The following is an 18456-nucleotide window of genomic DNA, read 5'->3' as shown; positions in this document are numbered from 1 at the left end:
TCACGTGAAAGCGCCCACCTGGGGGCGTAGCTTTCACGTGAAAGCGACGCTCTGAGGCTTTTCTGAGATCTCCGGAGCAGGCTCGGCGCCGATCAAGCGGTCGGTGCCGAGCTTCGGGAGGTCGTCGTGGCGGAGGAAGTGCTCGATTATCTGGTGGTCGGGGCCGGGCCCGCCGGGTTGCAGCTGGGGCAGCACCTCGGGCACGCCGGGCACCGGTACCTGGTGCTGGAGGCCGGGTCCGCGCCCGGCCACTTCTTCGCAACCTTCCCGCGGCACCGGACCCTCATCTCCATCAACAAGAAGCACACCGGGTACGACGACCCGGAACTGCGGATGCGGATGGACTGGAACTCCATCCTCGCCGACGGCGACGACGACCCGGTCGTCTTCACCGACTACAGCGACCTGCTCTTCCCGGACGCTCCGGACTTGCTGCGCTACCTCGCCGATTACGCGGCGAAGCACCAGGTGAACATCCGTTACGACACCCGGGTGACACGCATCCGACGCGAGCAAGAAAGCGCTCTCTTCGTCCTCACCGCCGGTGACGAGGAGTTCCGGGCGCGACGGCTGATCATGGCCACCGGCGTCACGAAGCCGTACCTCCCGCAGTTCCCCGGCGTCGAGCTGATCGACCAGTACGTGGACGTCAGCGTCGACCCCGACGAGTTCACCGACCAGCGCGTTCTCGTGCTCGGCAAGGGGAACTCCGCGTTCGAGACCGCGGACAACCTCATCGAGAAGGCCGCCGTCGTGCACGTCGGCGGGCCGCGGCCGGTGAAACTGGCCTGGCGCACCCACTTCGTCGGCCACCTGCGCGCGTACAACGCGGGCATCCTCGACATGTACCAGCTGAAGCTCCAGCACGCGATCCTCGACGGCGACGTGCGCGAAGTCCGCAAGGACGCCGACGGCTACCACGTCAAGTTCGCCTTCGCCCGCGCCGACGAGGTGATCAAGGAGATCCGCTACGACCGCGTGATCGGCTGCACCGGCTTCCGCTTCGACGCGTCGCTGTTCGACGAGGACTGCCGCCCCGAGCTGACGATCAACGACCGCTTCCCGGCGCAGACGCCGAGCTGGGAGTCGGTGAACGTGCCCGGCCTCTACTTCGCCGGCACGATCACGCAGGTCCGCGACTTCAAGAAGGCCACCAGCGCGTTCATCCACGGCTTCCGCTACGGCGCCCGCGCGCTGGCCAAGGTGCTGAACGAGCGCTACCACGGCACACCGTGGCCGAGCACCGAACTGCCCGCCAAACCGGACGCCCTGACCGACGCCGTGATCACCCGGATCAACCGGACTTCCGCGCTGTACCAGCAGTTCGGTTTCCTCGGCGACGTCGTGGTCGTCGACGGCGACACCGCACGCTACCTCGAAGAGGTGCCGGTGGACCGGGTGCTCGACGACCCGCCGGAGGACGCTTACGTCGTCACCCTCGACTACGGCCCCGACCACGACAAGATCGACCCGTTCGACTTCGTCGCGCGCGCCGCGCAGGACAAGGCCAACGACAGCGGCGAAGGCCACTACCTGCACCCGATCGTCCGGCACTACCGCCGCGGCGAGCTGGTCGCGACCCACCACGTCACCGAGAACCTCGAAAACGAGTGGGACAAAGAGGTGCACGTCGAACCGCTGACCGCGTTCTTCTCCCGGGAGCTCTGATGCGCACGATCGCGGAGTTCGAGGCGGCCGCCCGCGAGCGCCTCGACCCGGCGCACTACGACTACTTCGCGGGCGGCGCGCAGGACGAGATCACCGTGGCGGAGAACGAGTCCGCGTTCCGGAAGCTGCGGCTGCTCCCGCGGGTCCTGCGCGGCAGCGACAAGCGGGACCTGAGCGTCGAGCTGCTCGGGACGTCGTCGTCGATGCCGATCCTGATCGCGCCCACGGCGTTCCACCGGCTCGCGCACGCCGACGGCGAACTCGCCACGGCCCGGGCGGCGGCGCGCGCGGGCACGATCATGGTCGTCAGCATGGCCGCCACCACGGCGATCGAGGACATCGCCGCGGCGGCGCGCGAGGTCGCGCCGGATCCGGGCCTGTGGTTCCAGCTCTACCTGCAGCCGGACCTGGAGTTCACCGAGGCGATCGTGCGCCGGGCGGAACGCGCCGGGGTGAAGGCGTTCGTGGTCACCGTCGACTCGCCGGTGCTCGGCCGCCGGGAACGCGACGACCGCAACGACTTCCACGATCTCCCGGCGGGACTGGTCGTGGAAAACCTCCGCAACATCGGCGAAAACCGCAGCGGCGGCAATGCCAGCCACGTCCGCGACATCGTCATGTCGGCCGCGCTGAACTGGGACCACATCGCGTGGCTGCGGTCGAAGACCAAGCTGCCGGTGCTGATCAAGGGCGTGCTGCACGCCGAGGACGCGCGGCTGGCCGTGCACCACGGCGTCGCCGGGATCTTCGTGTCCAACCACGGCGGCCGGCAGCTCGACACCGTGCCCGCCACCATCGACGTCCTGCCCGACATCGCGGCGGCCGTCGGCGGCGCGATCCCAGTGCTCGTTGACGGCGGGATCCGACGCGGCACCGACGTCGTCAAGGCGCTCGCGCTGGGTGCGGACGCGGTGGCGGTCGGGCGTCCGGTCGTCTGGGGCCTGGCCGCGGGCGGGCGCGAAGGCGTCACGCAGGTCCTGGAGCTGCTGCGCGAGGACTTCGACCAGGCGCTGGCCCTCTGCGGCGGGCGGCACCCGGCCGACCTGACCCCGGACCAGGTGCGGCGATGATCGGCAAAGCACTGGCCGCGGCCGCCGTCGCCACCGCGCCCGCCTGGCTGCCGTCCCGGGTCGTGGCGTTGCGGATGAAGATCTTTTCGCTGGTCAACGGCCAGGAAACGGTGACCATCCCCGGCGAGCGGGTCGGCGTCGAGGACTTCCGCCGCGTCTACGCCGACCCGGCGGCGAACGGCCGCAGCCGCGGCGCCGCGCTGTCCGACCTGTTCTGGTACTGGCTCGCGCCCGGGCCCGAGGTGCACCAGGAGCACCTCGAACCCGGGCCGCGCTACGACGAGGTCGCCAAGTGCACCCGGCACATCCTGATCCGGTCCAAAAAGGACTCCGAAGAGCTGGCCCGGCGGGTGGCCGCGCACGTCCTCGACGGCGTCGAACCGGGACTGGTCCGGCTGCGCGACGAGATGATGCCGATCTGGGCCGAGCTGTACTACGAGCTGGTCTTCGAGGAGCCGTGCCCGCCCGAGGCGCGGGACCTCATCGTGGCGCACGCCGACGACGTCGTCTCGGCGCTGAAGTGCGTGCGGCCGCGCAACATGCGCCGCCGGGCCCGGCTGACGAAGTACCTGCGCCGGCGCCTCGGCGACGTCCCGCACCCGCTGCCGCAGTCGCTGACCCCCGAGGAGCAGGCCTACTACCTGCAGGGCACGTTCTTCAACACGGCCGTCGTGCAGATGTCCGAGGCGATGGCGCACCTGCTGATGATCATCGCGAAGTCCCCGGACACCCAGCGGCGCCTCGCCGAGCACCCGGACGACGACGCCTACCTCGACCGCGTCATCGACGACGGGCTGCGCCGGTTCCCGCTGTTCGGCATCGCGCACCGGATCTCCACCGCCGACATCGAGCTGGCCGACCTGACCATCCCGGCGGGCACGGTGCTGTGCTTCAGCTACCCGGAGTTCGCCGCGCGGTCCGGAAAGGACGACTTCATCCCGTTCGGCGTCGCGCAGAACCGCGCCTGCCCGGCCCGCGGGCTGGCCCCGCCGACCATGCGCGTGGTGACGCGCGAGGTGCTGCGCCGGTTCAGCCTCGCCTCGACGGCCGGGCACACGCGGTCGATCCCCAACCGCGGCCCGGCGCTGCTCACCCCGCGCGGGACGCCGCGAAAGCGCTTGCCGCTGGTCTGGCTGGCGGTCCGCGACCGCTGGGAAGACGTCTGGCGCAGCTTCGCCCAGCTCGTGTTCGGCACGTACATGGTCCTCGACGCCCGTCGTCAAGCCTTGTGCACCACCTACTTCGCCGGAGGTAACCGATGAGCCCGTCCGAGGCGGCACCGACGTTCTTCCTCGCCGTCGTGGTGATCCTCGTGGTGGTCCGGGTGGTCTGCCTGGTCGCGGTCAAGCTCGGCCAGCCGCCGGTGGTCGGGGAGATGATCGCCGGCGTGCTCCTCGGCCCCTCGCTGTTCGGGCTGGTGCTGCCGGACGTCCAGGCCGCGCTGTTCCCGGACGCGATCCGCTCGCTGCTCTACGTCGGCGGCCAGATCGGCCTGGTCATCTACATGTTCGGCGCCGGCTACGAGTTCAACCTGAGCACGATCACGAAGTCGCGGAAGTCGGTCGCGGCGATCTCCTCGGCCGGGACGCTGGTGCCACTGGCCCTCGGGGTCGGGGTCGCCGTGCTCGGCACGTCGTGGGTCGGCATCGGCAAGGAAGGCGTGCCGCTGGTGACGTCGGCCGCGTTCGTCGGGGTGGCGGTGGCGATCACGGCGTTCCCGATGATGGTCCGGATCATCACCGAACGCGGGATCGGGTCGACGCGGTTCGGCTCGCTGGCACTGGCGTGCGGCGCGCTCGACGACGTCCTCGCGTGGTTGCTGCTGGCGGTCGTGCTGGGGATGCACGCCGGGTCGCTCGGGCCGATCGCGCTCGCCCTCGGCGGCGGGCTGCTGTTCGCGCTGCTGGTGTTCCTCGTCGGGCGGCGCCTGCTGACCCGCGTGATGGGCAGCGACCGGGTGAGCGTCGACCAGCGGGTGCTGATCACCGCGATGACGTTGTTCGCCGCCGCCTGGTTCACCGACACCATCGGGCTGTACGCGGTGTTCGGCGCCTTCACCGTCGGCGTGGCGTTTCCGCGCGGCGCGGCCGCCGACGCCGTGCTGGCGAAGATCATGCCGATCGGGTCGATCGTGTTCGTCCCGCTGTTCTTCACCTATTCCGGCCTGAACACCCGCTTCGCGCTGCTCGCCGACCCGAAGCTGCTCGCGTTCGCGCTGCTGACGGTGGCGGTCGCGATCGTCGGCAAGCTGGGCGCCTCCTGGGGCGCGGCCCGGCTGGCGGGGGAGCCGCCGGCGATCGCCACGCGCGTCGGCGTGCTCGTCAACGCCCGCGGGCTGATGCAGCTGATCGCGCTCAACGTCGGGCTCGCCGCCGGGATCGTCTCGCCGGCGTTGTTCACGGTGCTGGTGCTCGTCGCGCTGGTCACGACGATCATGACCGCGCCGGTACTGGCGTGGCTCGATCGGCGTGATACCCGCAAGGGGAGCAGTGAAGTGCTCTTGATGGCGGAACCGGTGCCGGTAACCGGGAAAAGTTGATAGTTCAAATTTGGAAAATCACTGCCAGTATGGATCCGTGCACGATGGGGCGACCAAAACGCGGGTGCTCGTGGTCGAAGACGACCGCGACCTCGCGGGCATGCTCGCGGAACTGCTCGCCGACGAAGGCTACGAAACCGAGGCGGCGCACGACGGTCAGCGCGGCCTGCACCTCGGGCTCACCGGGCGGTACGACGTGATGATCATCGATCGCCGCCTCCCGGTGCTCGACGGCCTGGAGCTGGTGCGGCGGCTGCGGGCGAGGGCGGTGACCACGCGGGTCCTGGTGCTCTCGGCGCTGGGCGAGCTGGCCGACCGCGTCGGCGGGCTCGACGCCGGCGCCGACGACTACCTCGTCAAGCCGTTCGAGGCCGAGGAGCTGCTGGCCCGGTTGCGCGCGCTGGGACGCCGTGACCTGGAAGGTGCGGAGTGCCTCCCGCTCGGCACCGCGGCGCTGGACCTGCGGCGGCACGAGGTCGTGCTGCCGCGCGGCGAGCGGATCACGTTGTCCGGGCGGGAGTTCGAGCTGCTGCGGACGCTGGCGCAGCGGCCGAAGGCGATCCACCCGCGGGCGTCGCTGCGGGGAGCCGTCTTCGCCGACTCGACGGGGGAGTCCATAGTGGACACGTACGTGTACTACCTGCGGCGCAAGCTCGGCCGGGACGTCGTGCGGACCGTGCACGGCCTGGGCTACCAGATCGGCGCGGTGTGAGACCCCGCGGCGACCCCGAGGACGGGGCCCTGCGCCGGGCGCGGTGGGCGATCACCGCGCAGATCTCGGTGGTGGTGTCGCTGCTCGTGGCGGTCGCGGGCGCGATCGCGTACGGGATCCTGCTGGCCGGGCAGCACGCCGACGCCGACCGGGTGCTGGCCCGCACGATCCAGCTCGGCCCGGCCGAGACCCCGCCCGGCTGCGTCTGGCTGTTCACGCCGGTGCTGCACGCGCCCGCGGGACCGCCGCCGGCCGGGATGCCCCTGCCCGGGCTGGCGGCCACGGTTCCGTCACCCGGCGACGTCCACACGGCACGGCGCGCGATCGGCGCGATGACGTACACGATCCGCGTCGAGAACCGCGGCGGTGTGGTGTCGCAGGCGTACTTCGAAGAGGTCTACCAGATCCAGGACCGCTCGTCGCTGGTGTTCGGCCTCGGCGTCGCGGAGGTGCTCGCGCTGCTCGCGGCGGTGCTGTGCGGACGCGTCATGGCCGGCCGCGCGATCCGCCCCCTGGCCGACGCCCTGCGGCGGCAACGGACGTTCGTCGCCGACGCGTCCCACGAGCTCCGGGCCCCGCTGACCCGCCTGCACACCCGCGCGCAGCTGCTGGCGCGGCGCGCGTCGGGCCGGGACGCGGAGGACCTCGACCAGCTCGTCCGCGGCACCCGGGAGCTCGGCGAAGTCGTCGAAGACCTGCTGCTCTCGGCGCAGGCGGGCGACCGGCCGTCACTGGAGCTGGTGGACTTGGGATCGCTGGCGGAAGAAGCGGTCGCGGCGGAGACGGTCCGCGCGGGACAGGGCCAGGTCCGGCTCGCGGTGACCCGCGAGCGGCGGCCGTACGTCGTCCAGGGCGTCCCGACGGCGTTGCGGCGGGTGCTGTCGGCGTTGCTGGACAACGCACTCGGCCACACCCCACCGGGCGGCTCGATCGAGGTGCGGCTGGGCGTCCCGGACGAGCGGCACGTGGAGCTGCGGGTCCGGGATACCGGAGTCGGCTTCCCGGCCGCCGACGCGGACCGCATCTTCGAGCGCTTCGCCCGAGGCTCCGACGGCGACGGCCGCCGGTTCGGCTTGGGCCTGGCGTTGGTCCGCGAGGTGGTGACGGGCCACGGCGGCACCATCGCCGCGGCCAGCCGTCCCGGCGCGGGAGCGACGTTCACGTTGACCCTGCGGCGGGCCGACGCGGTCAGCGGGGGCGGGTGAAGCGGATCCGCCGGGCCGGCCCTTGATCGCCGCGCCGATTTCAGGCCAGCAGCGCCTGGACCGCCGCGGGGGCGTCCGCGATCGCGACCGGGTTCTGCTCGCGCGTGGCCAGGCTGCGGACCGTCACGTTGCCGGCCGCCCAGTCCTCCTGGCCGACGATCACGACCGCGGCCGCGCCCGCCTTGTCCGCGCGGGTCAGCTCCTTGCCGAGCTTGCGGTGCTCGATCGGCGTCGACGTCCGCAGGCCCGCCGCGCGCAGCGACCGCGCGACCGTCCGGGCCTCGTCCGCGAGGTCCTCCGTCACCGGGATGACCATGACGTCGACCTCGCTGCGCGGCGCCGGGGTCAGGCCGTGGGTGGTGAGGAAGTCGATCAGCGTGACGTCGCCCATGCCGAAGCCGATCCCCGGGATCTGCTGCGGCGTGAACATCGACGCGAGGTCGCTGTACCGCCCGCCACCGAACAGCGCGCGGCGGTTCTCCGGCGAGGTGTCGAAGACCTCGAACACGGTCGACGTGTAGTACGCCAGCCCGCGCACGATCATCGGCTCGTACTTCACCAGGTCCTTGGCGCTGCTGGTGAGCACCTTGACCAGGTTCGACTGCTCGCGCACCTCGGCGGGGATCTCGTCGAGCAGCGCCTCGCCCATGTCGAGCGTCTCGGCCAGCTTCTCGAACTGCTTGTCCGACAACCCGATCTCGCCGGCGCTCTCGGCGAGCTTCTCCCGCGGGTACTTCTCCCACCGGTCGACCAGCGCGAACACCTGCGCGAGGTGGTCCTCGGACACCCCGGCGACGTCGGTGAGCGCCGACGTCAGCAGGTTCCGGTCGTTGACCCGCAGCACGAACATGTCCGGCGTCGCCCCGAGCGCGGTCATCAGGTCGTGCACCAGCTCGAAGATCTCGATCTCGCAGTTGGCGCTGTCCGACCCGAAGATGTCGGCGTTGATCTGCCAGTGCTCCCGCACGCGCCCGCGCTGGGGCGCCTCGTACCGGTGGCAGTTCGGGTGGCTGTACCAGCGGACGGGGAAGGAGAGCGACTTGGCGCTCCCGGCGATCATCCGCGCCACCGACGGTGTCATTTCGGGGCGCAGCGCCAGCCGCCGCCCGCCCTTGTCGGTGAGGGTGTAGAGCTGCTTGTCCGCGATCTCCTGCCCGGACTTCCGCTCGTAGATCTCGGCGGATTCGAGGATCGGCCCGTCGTAGCGGAGGAAGCCGCGGCGCTCGAGGACGTCGTAGAGATGACCGAACACCTGGGTCCGCACGGACATTTCGGCGGGCAGGAAGTCCCGGGTCCCCTTGTAGGGCGCGGTCGGCAGGTATTCAGGCACGTCCTCAAGCTTAACGACCGGGTTCGTCAGGCGAAGGCGACCCCATAGGCGGTGAGCAGCATCGCCGCGGCGAGGAGGAGCGCGCCGGTGGTGGTGACCCGGCTGCCGAGCTTGGTCCGGTTCGGGAGGAGGTGGAGGAAGAAGCCGCCGGACTGGGCGAGGACGCCGAAGAGGAGGAGGAAGCACGTGGTCCAGAGGGTGGGGTCGGTCAGTGCTGTGCGGCTGAGGATTTGCAGGGTGACCAGGGCGAGGACCAGGAGGACGCCGGCGTGGGCGTGGCCGGCTCGGAACATCGCTCGCTGGTGGTCGGTGAGTTTGCGGTCTCTCATGACGCCCATGAGGGCGTAGCCGCCGTACATGACGGTGGGGAGTGAGATCAGGGCGATCACCGTGAAGAGCTGGGTGGGGCCGTGCATGGGGACTCCTCGGGTTGGGTGGCGCTTACTGTAACACTGTTTTAAAACGCTGTCACCGAACCAGGCATTCCCTGATCAGGGGCGCGAACGGTCCGTTCGCGCTTGCGGGGAGAACGACCGATCATGCCAGTGGTGGAACGATCGGTCTTTCCAGGGAGAGAACGAATGGTCTTGCCAGCGGGTGGCAGAACGACCGGTCGTGCCGGCGGGAGAACGACCGGTCGCCCGGCATGCTGGGAGAACGACCGGTCGGCCCTCGGAAAGAACGACCGGTCGCGCCGTCTCGGGAACGACCGGTCAGGTCGGCGGGAGAACGATCAGTCGCACCGCGTGCGGGCAGAACGACCGGTCGCTTCGTCTCGGAACGACCGGTCTTGCTGCGCCAAGAACGACCGGTCGGGCTGCAGGAGGAACGACCGGTCGTGCTGGGGAGAGAACGACCGGTCACCCCCCGGCTCGGGCTACGCGGCGGCGCGCCCCTGGGCCAGCACCAGCAGCGGATTACGCAACGCACCCAGCGACGCCAGCGGATCCCCCTCGACAACGAGCACGTCCCCCGCCAACCCCGCCTCGAGCCGCCCGGTCACCTCACCCAAACCAAGACCAGCCGCGGAATCGCAAGTAGCGATCTCCAGAATCCGCCGCCGCGAAAACCCCAGCCACTCGTACAACTCCAACGCCCCCACCGGATCGTCGAACACCGACCCCGGCAACCCCGCATCCGTCCCGGCCAGCAACCGCACCCCGTGCTCCTCCAGCCACGGCAACCGCCCGTACATCGCCGTCGCCGCGGGCTCGCCCAGTTTCTCGACGATCACCCGCCAGTTCCGGCTGCTCGTAGAACAAGCCGAAATCCCCGCCGAGGCCATCCGCGCGGCCACCGCGTCCGGCCGGTCGAACGTCCGCGGCCCGGTCAGGAAACTGCAGTGCTCCACCGTCGACACCCCGGCCGAAACCGCCGCCGAGATCGCGTCCGCCCCGTGCGCGTGCGCCGCCACCGGCAACCCGTGGGCAGCCGCGTGCGAGACCACAACCGCAAGCTCCCGCGAGGAGAACTGCGACTCCCACATGTCCGCGCCGCCCTCGGTGATCTGGCCGCCGCTCGCCATCACCTTGATCACGTCCGCGCCCGCCGCCGCGTTCTCGTCGATCAGCGCACGGATCTCCGAATCCGACGAGACGGCGCCGCCGAAGAAGTGGCAATGGCCGTCCGGCACCGTGATCGGCGGGCCCGACACCAGCAGCCGCGGGGCCGCCTCGCCCGCGAACGACGACCGCACGGCCGCACCCAGATGACCTCGGTCGCCGAGGTCCCGGACCGTCGTCACGCCACTGCGCAGCATCGACGTCAGGCGCGAACGCGCGTCGGACAGCGGAAATTCGAAGTGCGCCAGCATCTCCCGCGAAGCATCGAAAGCCAGGTGCACATGGGCGTTGAACAACCCGGCCAGCGCGGTCCCGGTCGGGAAGTCGTGCCGAACCGCGTCCGGGGCGGCCTGCGCGACGACGTCCGCCCGCGCGCCCGCCGCCACGATCACGCCGTCGCGGACCAGCACCGCGCCGTCGAGGACCGGGGCCGATGGGCGGGGCAGGACCCGGCCGGCCGTGATCAGCGTGTCCACGTCACGATTCCAGCGCCGCCGACAGCGCGAGCAGCGGCCGGACGTCGGATTCGATGTCGTCCGCGTGGGCGGGCAGGACCTGCTTGGCGCGGCCGTCGTTCTCCTCGCCCGCCGCGTGCCGCGCCAGCGCCGCCTTCAACGCGGCCGCCGCGGCGGCCGGGTCCGTCGCCACCGTCTCGCCGAAGTCCGCCGCCAGGTACGGCGACAGCTGGACCAGACCGTCCCGGATCTCGATGACGCGCCGGTAGTGCACTCGGTGGACGCCGCGCGGGGAGAACCGGTCGCGGCGCGGCGGCGTGCGCAGGACGATGCTCGGGAACGCCTGGACCAGCGCCGTCCACAGTGGAGCGAGGGCCTGGTGCTCGCGCCGGTGCTGACGGCGGCGGCGCAACGCCGAAAGCCGCGCCCGCACGCCCGGGTAGGTGACGCCGGCCAGGAACAGGATGCCGCCGATGATCACGAACGGCACGCCGAGCAGCAGCAGGACCTTCACCACCGGCCCGAACGCCCACGCCACCACGATGTACAGCGCGCGGAAGATGCTGCCCGCCGCCGCGGCGCCCATGCCGATCGCGCTCAGCTTGAGCCCGATCCGCAGGTTCCGGTCGGCGACCTTCAGGTACCGCAGGATCCACGCCGAGCACGCGATCAGGCCGTAGATCAGGTACAGCCCGGCGCCGAAGTAGAACAGCGCGATCCCGCTGTCGTGCACCGTCGACGGCCCCAGCGGGAGGCCGCGCAGCTCCGGCGGCGTCACGGCCATCGCCACGATCATCAGCGTGATCGCCGCCACCAGCGGCACCAGCTCGGCCGTCACCCGGCGGTACCGGCGGGGGCCCAGCGCCGAGCCGAGGAAGAAGATCACCAGCGCGCAGATGCCGCACGCCAGCAGCGCGTTGTTCGCCACCCGCGCCGCGCCGCGGCCGAGGAGCGCGTCCACCTCGTCGGAGATCGCCGTCTGCTGCAGCAGGAACGCCGCGGCGAAGCCGGCCACGCACGCCGTCACGGCCCAGTTCGGCACCGTCGGCGCACGCGTCACCTGGTAGATCCGCCACGCGAGCGCGGCGGCGAACAGCACCAGTGCCACAACGTTCACCGGACTGAAAAGTGTGCTCACAACCACCCTTGGTGATCGCCGAGCGCCCCCTGGATCCGGCGTAGGTCCCGGTCCGCGGCGCGCCGGGGGATCGTGTAGTTCAGGACCGACGCCCATTCGAGGATGATCGTCGCGACCGTTTCGGCTTCCCACTCGTGCGCGTCATCGTAGGACGACCGGCGCAGGGCGCGGTGTACGGCATCCGGGTCGAGATCGAGAGCGGGGCCGCGCAGGAAGTCCGCCGGCTCGGCGTCGCCGTGCGGGTGGTGGTCGGCCAGCATGTGGCCGAGCTCGTGCAGGATGATGTGGTCCTGGTGCGATTTCGTCGTTTCGGCCTGGTAGAAGATGTAGTCGGCGGACGACGTCGCGATCCAGCAGCCGAACGGGCCGGGCACTTCGAGCGGGTACGCCATCAGCCGGATCGGCTTGCCGCGCCGCTCACCCAGCCGCGCGCACAGCACCTCGACGTCGAGCGGGGGGCCGATGTCGAGGTCCTTCAGCAGCTTCCGGCACCGGCGGCGCAGCTCCCGCTCCTTCATCGCGCGGCGTCCTCCGGGTTCCGGCCCTCGCGCTCGGCCCGCTCGTAGCGCTCGACCAGGTCCAGGAGGTCCATCACCTGACGGCGGCCCTGCGGCGACAGCTCCTGCGCCCGCATCGCCATCAGCTGGGCCTCGCCCGCCGGGGGCGCGGCCGCCTCTTCGTCGAAGAAGTACGTGACCGGCACGCCGAACAGCCGCGCCAGCGCTTCGACGTAGTGGATCTTCGGGTTGACCCGCTTCCCGGTCGCCAGCTGCTGCAGGTAGGCGGGCGACATCGCCGGCCCGCCCGCGCGCTCGACGGCCGCGGAGATCTCCCGGTAGCTGTGCGGTGCGCGGCCGTCCAGCCGCGCCGCGTCGATCAGGGCACTCAGCCGTTCCGCGAAGGTGCGTTCCCGTGCCATCCCCGCCCCCTAGGTTTCCGCCGTGAAAATTCTAGCCGGGAAACCACTGTACGCACACGTTGACAGCTATCGTATGCAGTGGTTTACAGTTGGCACGCCTCTCGTCCGGCGGTCCGTGCCCTGGGGGTGTACGGAACGGCTGGACGAGGGGCTTGTCGTGCCTCCGGCTCGTCATGATCGGCGGTCTGTAGTACGCTGCACAGGCCAAGGTCGATCGCCTTCGGGAGGATCCCTTGGCCACGGCCTGTTGCCGGAGGTCGACCCCCAGGGCTTCCGGTGACAGGCCCCCTTATTTTCCGGGTTCCCTCAGTCCAGCAGGGTCGCGGCCAGCGTGCCGCCCAGTTCCACGCACGCATCCAGCGTCTTCTTGTCCGGTTCGCCCGTGCTGATGACCGGCGCCGCCGCCTGGGTCCACGCCAGGCCCGTGGTGATGGCCCGCAGCTGCCGTTCCGTCCCCGACGTGTCGCTGCCGCCGTGGATCCAGTACCCGAACGGGCGACCGCGCGTCGCGTCCAGGCACGGGTAGTACACGGTGTCGAAGAAGTGCTTCAGCGCGCCGCTCATGCTGCCCAGGTTCGCCGGCGTGCCCAGCAGGTAGCCGTCCGCTTCCAGGACGTCGGGGACGGTCGCCGCCAGTGCCGCGCGGCGGACGACCTCCACCCCTTCGACGTCCGGGTGCGTCGCCCCCGCGAGCACGGCCTCGAACAGCGCCTGCGTCGACGGCGACGGCGTGTGGTGCACGATCAGCAGCCGCGGCATCAGGCGAGTAGCTCCTCGACGTCGGCCCGCACCGCCGCCAGCCGCTCCTGCGCGGCGCCACGCGCGTCCGCGAGCGAGCCGGTGACCGGCGCCACCACCTGCAGGTACGCCTTCAGCTTCGGCTCGGTGCCCGACGGCCGGATCACCACGCGCACACCGTCGCCGGACAGGCGCACGACGTCCGCGTCCGGCAGCAGGTCCTCGAGCGCGACTTCGGCACCGCCGAGCCGCGACGGCGGCGATTTCCGCACCTTCGCCATCAGCTGCCCGCGGACGGCGAGGTCGGTGACGCGCAGGGAAACCTGGTCGGTCAGGTGGACGCCGTGGCGCTGCGCCAGCTCGTCGAGCACGTCCAGCGGCGTGCGGCCCTGCGCCTTGAGCTGCGCGGCCAGCCCGGCGGCCAGCGTCGCGGCGGCGATGCCGTCCTTGTCGCGCACGAAACCGGGGTTCACGCACAGGCCGAGCGCCTCTTCGTAGGCGAACACCAGCCCTTCGCCGGCGCGCACCAGCCACTTGAACCCGGTCAGCGTCTCGGCGTAGCGGGCGCCTTCGGCCTTCGCGATCTCGCCGAGCATCGACGACGAGACGATCGTGGTGGCCACCAGCGGTTCCGGCAGCAGCGTGCGGTCCACTGTGGACAGCACGTACGAGCCGAGCAGGACGCCGGTTTCGTCGCCGCGCAGCATCCGCCACGACCCGTCGCGCTCGCGCACGCCGAGGGCGCAGCGATCGGCGTCCGGGTCGAGCGCGATCGCCAGGTCGGCGTCCACATCGGACGCCAGCGCCAGCAGCAGGTCCGTCGCGCCCGGTTCCTCCGGGTTCGGGAACGACACCGTGGGGAAGTCCGGGTCCGGAGCGGACTGGGCGGTCACCAGGTGCAGGTCGGTGAACCCGGCCCGGTCGAACGCCGCGCGCAGCGTCTCGGCGCCGACGCCGTGCAACGCGGTCGCGGCCACCCGCACCGCGCGCCCCGCGCCGAGCGGCAGCGTCGCGACCTCGTCGAGGTACCGGCCGACGAGGTCGACGACCTCGGCGCCTTCGGCTCGTGCCACGCTCACCGCGGCGGGCGCGGCCTGGATGGCGCGCTCGATCTCGCCGTCGGACGGCGGCACGATCTGGCCGCCGGTGGCGTCGTAGAGCTTGTACCCGTTGTCCGCCGGGGGGTTGTGCGACGCGGTGATCTGGATCCCGGCCACCGCGCCGAGCCGCCCGACGGCGAACGCGAGCACCGGCGTCGGCAGCGGGCGGGGGAACACCTTGACGTCGAAGCCGGCCGCGGTGAGCACTTCGGCGGCCGCCGTCGCGAAGGCCTCCGAGCCGTGCCGCGCGTCGCGGCCGACGACGACCAGCGCGCCCGCGTGGCCGTGCGCCGTCAGCCATTCGGCCACGCCGGCCGTCGTGCGGGTGACGACGGCGACGTTCATCCCGTTGGGCCCGGCGCGCACCGGCCCGCGCAGGCCGGCGGTGCCGAACTCGAGCGGCCCGGCCATCCGGTCGGCCAGGTCGGCGGCGGCCTCGGCGTCGCCGCCCATCGCCTTCGCGAGGACGCCCTGCAGCTCGGCGCGCGAGCCGTCGTCGGGGTCGTCGGCGATCCAGCGGAAGGCGGCGTCACGCAGGGTGGAATTCACTGTCACCGCGCCAGCCTACGGGCTAGGGTGGGGTGAGTGCGCTTGCTCTTCACCTCACTGGGGTCCTTCGGTCACACGTTCCCGCTGGTACCGCTGGCGATCGCCGCGCGCGACGCGGGCCACGACGTCGTTTTCGCCACCTCGGAAGACTTCCTGCCCCAGCTGACGAAAGCCGGGCTCGAGACGGCCGCCGCCGGGCTCGCCATCAAGGACGCGTTCGGGCAGGCCTTCGCCGAGTCCGGTCCGCCCGGCCCGCGGCGGCCGCCCGGCGAGATCCCGCCCGAGGTGCTCGGCCCGATCGTGGCGAAGGTGTTCGGCGAGGTCATGCCGAAGCAGTTCGTGTCCGACCTGCTGCCGCTGTTCGAGCACGTCCGGCCGGACCTGGTGGTGAGCGAGGCGGGCAACTCCGGCGGCGCGTTCGCCGCGCTGAAGGCCGGGATCCCGGTGGTGGCGCACGGGTTCGGCCGTGTGTCGAGCGAAGACCCGATGGTGACGCGGATCCGCGACGCCATCCGCGAGCACGGGGCCACGCTGGGGATCGAGGTCGGCGAGGACCTGGCGTTCAGCGGGCCGTTCGTCGACATCTGCCCGGAGTCCGTGCAGGAGCCCGGGTTCCTGGCGTGGGCGCACCGCGTGCCGCTGCGGCCGGTCGGCTGGAGCGAGCCGGGCGAGCTGCCCGCGGGCGTGCTGGACAAGCGGCGTCCGCTGGTCTACCTGACCCTCGGCACGGCGATGGGCCACGCGGGCGTGCTGGGCGCGGCGATCACCGGTCTGTCCGGTTTGGACGTCGACGTCCTGGTCGCCACCGGCCCGACGGTCGATCCCGCGGTGCTGGGCGAGGTCCCGGAGAACGTCCGGCTGGAGGCGTGGGTCCCGCAGTCGGAGCTGCTGCCGCACGTCGACCTGGTGGTCCACCACGGTGGCAGCGGCACGACGCTCGGCGCGTTCGGCGCGGGCCTCCCGCAGCTCCTGCTGCCGCAGGGCGCGGACCAGTTCAGCAACGCGGACGCGGTCGTCGCGGCCGGCGTCGGCTCGCGACTGCTCGGCCCCGACGTCACCGCCGAAGCCGTCGCGTCCCAGGCCCGTCACCTCCTCACGGACACCGCGGTCCGCGACGCGACCCGCGCCCTGGCGGCCGATGTGGCGGCCATGCCGTCCCCGGCCGACGTCGCTGCCCAGCTCCCCGCTTTCGCCTAAAGCCGTGAAGGCCTCCTTACCGGCTTTTATGACCGGGAAGGAGGCCTTCACGGCTTTTGTCAGGCGCGGGTGATGAGGTCGCGCAGGAGGGAGCCCATCTTCGTGGCCGCCGCGCGGCCCGCCTCCAGGACTTCCTGGTGGTTGAGCGGTTCGCCGGTCATGCCCGCGGCGAGGTTCGTCACCAGCGACAGGCCGAAGACCTCGACGCCGGCCGCGCGGGCGGCGATGGCTTCCAGGACCGTCGACATGCCGACCAGGTCCGCGCCCAGCGTGCGCAGCATCCGGATCTCCGCCGGCGTCTCGAAGTGCGGCCCGGTCAGTCCCGCGTAGACGCCTTCTTCGAGCGACGGGTCGATCTCGCGCGCGATCTTCCGCAGCCGCGCCGAGTACAGGTCCGTCAGGTCGACGAAGTTCGCGCCGACGATCGGCGAGCGCGCGGTCAGGTTCAGGTGGTCGGCGATCAGCACCGGCTGACCCACCTGGAAGCCTTCGCGCAGGCCGCCCGCCGCGTTCGTCAGCAGCACCGTCCGGACGCCGGCCGCCGCGGCGGTGCGCACGTTGTGCACCACCGGGTCGATGCCCTTGCCCTCGTAGAAGTGCGTCCGCCCCAGCATGACCAGGACGTTCTTGTCGCCGATCCGCAGCGAACGGATGGTGCCGCCGTGCCCCACCGCGCCGGGCGTGGTGAAGCCGGGCAGCTCGGCGAACGGGATCTCCGTCTCGCACTCCCCGATGACGTCCGCCGCCGGGCGCCAGCCCGACCCCAGGACCACCGCGATGTCGTGCGCGGCCACGCCGGTGCGCTTGGCGATGGCGCTCGCGGCTTCGTGTTCACTCATGCCCGCGAGCGTATCCGGACGCTCCGGACCACCAGGAACGCCACCAGCCCGAACGGCGAGAGGAAGATCGTCACCACCAGGATCGGGCTGACGACCCACGGCGAGATGTCCCGCTCCCGCCCCTCGAAGTACATCCACCGCGCGATGAACAGGTCGAACGCGATGAGGTGCGCCCAGACCAGCCCGGCGCCCCACGGCGTGGCGAGCAACGCCTGCAGCACGCCGAGATCGGGCCGGAGCATCGCCCGCGCCCACTCGCCGAAGTGCGGCAGCACCAGCGCGAAGTAGCAGGCCAGCGGCAGCAGCGGCACCCACGGCGACGCCATGATCCGGGCCGTCCACCGCCACTTCGGCGCGAAGACCAGCAGCGCCCAGAACGGCGCCGCCAGCGGAAACGCCAGGTCGAACGCCGTCATCGGACGCGCACCGCCGCCCAGGAGCCCAGCCCGGCCGCTGTGACCAGCGCCGCGGCCACGGCCAGCGTCGCCGCGTCGGGGTGCACGATCGACTGCGCCCGCAGCGCCTGCCACGTCACCAGCGCGATCAGTCCGGCGTACGCGGCGGCCCCGATCAGGACGAGCCGCGCGCGGACGACGTCGTCGCGCAGCCGCGGGAAGCGGGCGGCCAGCGCCAGGAGTCCGATGGCCAGCAGCGGCAGCGCCTGCAGCGCGTGCATCCCGACGAAGTGCGGGATCCGCAGGTCGCCGCCCACCGTGCTCCAGCCGAGGATGGGCAGGCCGGGCCCGCCGTCGTCGAGCCCGACGGTGTGCGCGCCGACCATGTCCGGGTGCCCGCCGGTGCGCCACTGCGCGAGCTGCTGCGCGGACGGGCTCGTCATCAGGATGCCCAGCGAGATGCCGGCCAGGGACAGCACGGCGCCGGCGCGCACGGCCCAGAAGGTCGCCCGGTCTTCCAGCTTGGTGAACAGCACCAGCACGGTCAGGGCGAGCGTGGCGGCCTGCAACCCGATGATCATCTTGCCCATGACGTTGTAGATCAGCTCGTCCTGCGGGGTCGCGATGTTGAAGTGGCTGGCCCGCCCGCGCGCGGCCTGGAACGTCAGCAGGACGTACTCGGCGGCGAAGATCAGCACCAGGAAGTCCGTCAGCCACCCCGCCGTGCGGCGGAACCGCGGCAGCAGCGAGACGAGCCAGCTCCAGGTGGCGAAGTAGAGCGCGCCGGACACGGCGAACTTGAACGGCTTGGCCCAGATCGGCGCGCCGGCGAGCGTCCGCTGGTCGACGAGCATCGCGGCGACGCACAGCACGGCGACGGCCCCGAGCACGGCGGCGAAGACCGCGGACGGCCGGTGCCACCCGCGCGTTCTGCTCGCGGCGTCGGCAAGGATGGTCATGGTTCCTCCCAGAATGGATAGTCAAGCTCTCCGTTATGGGAAGTTAAACTCTCCATGCTGAGAAGTCTTCAGGGTTGCCCC

18 protein-coding genes are annotated in these 18456 nt (G+C 71.6%); 7 read left to right on the top strand and 11 right to left on the bottom strand.

From position 1 onward, the window contains the following. Positions 1 to 126: 126 nt before the first annotated feature. The 6 genes from EIY87_RS09645 (at position 127) to EIY87_RS09620 (ending at position 7194) form a co-directional block, all read left to right on the top strand. A complete protein-coding gene (locus EIY87_RS09645) occupies positions 127 to 1668 on the top strand; it encodes an NAD(P)-binding domain-containing protein (RefSeq protein ID WP_125307310.1) in 1542 nt (513 codons plus the stop codon). Continuing rightward, positions 1668 to 2738: an alpha-hydroxy acid oxidase gene (locus EIY87_RS09640; protein WP_125307309.1), complete on the top strand. Its 1071-nt coding sequence runs from the start codon at positions 1668 to 1670 to the stop codon at positions 2736 to 2738. Before EIY87_RS09645 ends, EIY87_RS09640 begins: the two co-directional genes overlap by 1 nt. Continuing rightward, positions 2735 to 4000, top strand: coding sequence for a cytochrome P450 family protein (locus EIY87_RS09635; protein ID WP_125307308.1), 1266 nt, complete (start codon positions 2735 to 2737; stop codon positions 3998 to 4000). The genes EIY87_RS09640 and EIY87_RS09635 overlap by 4 nt, the downstream gene beginning before the upstream one ends. Beyond that, a complete protein-coding gene (locus EIY87_RS09630; RefSeq protein ID WP_125307307.1) occupies positions 3997 to 5277 on the top strand; it encodes a cation:proton antiporter in 1281 nt (426 codons plus the stop codon). The genes EIY87_RS09635 and EIY87_RS09630 overlap by 4 nt, the downstream gene beginning before the upstream one ends. A 64-nt stretch (positions 5278 to 5341) precedes the next feature. Further along, complete coding sequence (locus EIY87_RS09625) at positions 5342 to 5989, top strand: response regulator transcription factor (protein WP_125307502.1); 648 nt, start codon at positions 5342 to 5344, stop codon at positions 5987 to 5989. Next, a complete protein-coding gene (locus tag EIY87_RS09620; protein WP_125307306.1) occupies positions 5986 to 7194 on the top strand; it encodes a sensor histidine kinase in 1209 nt (402 codons plus the stop codon). The genes EIY87_RS09625 and EIY87_RS09620 overlap by 4 nt, the downstream gene beginning before the upstream one ends. A 40-nt stretch (positions 7195 to 7234) precedes the next feature. Here the strand turns inward: EIY87_RS09620 and hisS are convergent, their stop codons facing one another. The 8 genes from hisS to EIY87_RS09580 all read right to left on the bottom strand — a co-directional run bounded on the left by hisS (position 7235) and on the right by EIY87_RS09580 (position 14991). Beyond that, positions 7235 to 8524: a histidine--tRNA ligase gene (gene hisS, locus EIY87_RS09615; protein WP_125307305.1), complete on the bottom strand. Its 1290-nt coding sequence runs from the start codon at positions 8522 to 8524 to the stop codon at positions 7235 to 7237. Between the two features lie 26 nt (positions 8525 to 8550). Next, positions 8551 to 8940 (bottom strand): hypothetical protein, encoded by a 390-nt coding sequence (locus EIY87_RS09610; RefSeq protein WP_125307304.1) that lies wholly within the window; start codon positions 8938 to 8940, stop codon positions 8551 to 8553. 461 nt (positions 8941 to 9401) lie between these two features. Beyond that, positions 9402 to 10562, bottom strand: coding sequence for an amidohydrolase family protein (locus EIY87_RS09605; protein ID WP_125307303.1), 1161 nt, complete (start codon positions 10560 to 10562; stop codon positions 9402 to 9404). 1 nt (position 10563) lies between these two features. After that, positions 10564 to 11679 carry an MAB_1171c family putative transporter gene (locus tag EIY87_RS09600; RefSeq protein ID WP_125307302.1) on the bottom strand — a complete coding sequence of 372 codons (1116 nt, stop codon included), beginning with the start codon at positions 11677 to 11679 and terminating at the stop codon, positions 10564 to 10566. Continuing rightward, positions 11676 to 12197, bottom strand: coding sequence for a hypothetical protein (locus tag EIY87_RS09595; RefSeq protein ID WP_125307301.1), 522 nt, complete (start codon positions 12195 to 12197; stop codon positions 11676 to 11678). Before EIY87_RS09595 ends, EIY87_RS09600 begins: the two co-directional genes overlap by 4 nt. Beyond that, positions 12194 to 12598, bottom strand: a complete 405-nt coding sequence (locus EIY87_RS09590) for a helix-turn-helix domain-containing protein (RefSeq protein ID WP_125307300.1) — start codon at positions 12596 to 12598, stop codon at positions 12194 to 12196. The genes EIY87_RS09595 and EIY87_RS09590 overlap by 4 nt, the downstream gene beginning before the upstream one ends. Before the next feature lie 306 nt (positions 12599 to 12904). Further along, entirely contained in the window at positions 12905 to 13357 is a 453-nt protein-coding gene (locus tag EIY87_RS09585; protein ID WP_125307299.1) for a flavodoxin family protein, read from the bottom strand. Then, positions 13357 to 14991 carry a phospho-sugar mutase gene (locus tag EIY87_RS09580; protein WP_125307298.1) on the bottom strand — a complete coding sequence of 545 codons (1635 nt, stop codon included), beginning with the start codon at positions 14989 to 14991 and terminating at the stop codon, positions 13357 to 13359. Before EIY87_RS09580 ends, EIY87_RS09585 begins: the two co-directional genes overlap by 1 nt. 30 nt (positions 14992 to 15021) lie before the next feature. Here EIY87_RS09580 and EIY87_RS09575 point away from each other — a divergent pair, with 30 nt between their 5' ends. After that, positions 15022 to 16182, top strand: coding sequence for a glycosyltransferase (locus tag EIY87_RS09575; protein WP_125307297.1), 1161 nt, complete (start codon positions 15022 to 15024; stop codon positions 16180 to 16182). A gap of 59 nt (positions 16183 to 16241) precedes the next feature. Here EIY87_RS09575 and EIY87_RS09570 read toward each other — a convergent pair whose 3' ends face one another. From EIY87_RS09570 to EIY87_RS09560, 3 genes are read right to left on the bottom strand one after another with little or no spacing between them, the layout of a single operon-like run. Next, positions 16242 to 17021 carry a purine-nucleoside phosphorylase gene (locus EIY87_RS09570; RefSeq protein WP_125307296.1) on the bottom strand — a complete coding sequence of 260 codons (780 nt, stop codon included), beginning with the start codon at positions 17019 to 17021 and terminating at the stop codon, positions 16242 to 16244. Next, positions 17018 to 17437: an ABA4-like family protein gene (locus EIY87_RS09565; protein ID WP_125307295.1), complete on the bottom strand. Its 420-nt coding sequence runs from the start codon at positions 17435 to 17437 to the stop codon at positions 17018 to 17020. Before EIY87_RS09565 ends, EIY87_RS09570 begins: the two co-directional genes overlap by 4 nt. Next, positions 17434 to 18375 carry a hypothetical protein gene (locus EIY87_RS09560; protein ID WP_125307294.1) on the bottom strand — a complete coding sequence of 314 codons (942 nt, stop codon included), beginning with the start codon at positions 18373 to 18375 and terminating at the stop codon, positions 17434 to 17436. Before EIY87_RS09560 ends, EIY87_RS09565 begins: the two co-directional genes overlap by 4 nt. Between the last annotated feature and the right edge of the window lie 81 nt (positions 18376 to 18456).

Origin of the sequence: Amycolatopsis eburnea (assembly GCF_003937945.1) — a bacterium.
GTDB classification, from domain to species: Bacteria; Actinomycetota; Actinomycetes; order Mycobacteriales; family Pseudonocardiaceae; genus Amycolatopsis; species Amycolatopsis eburnea.
Note: the sequence above shows the minus strand (reverse complement) of the source record. Positions and strands in the feature narration are given on the sequence as shown.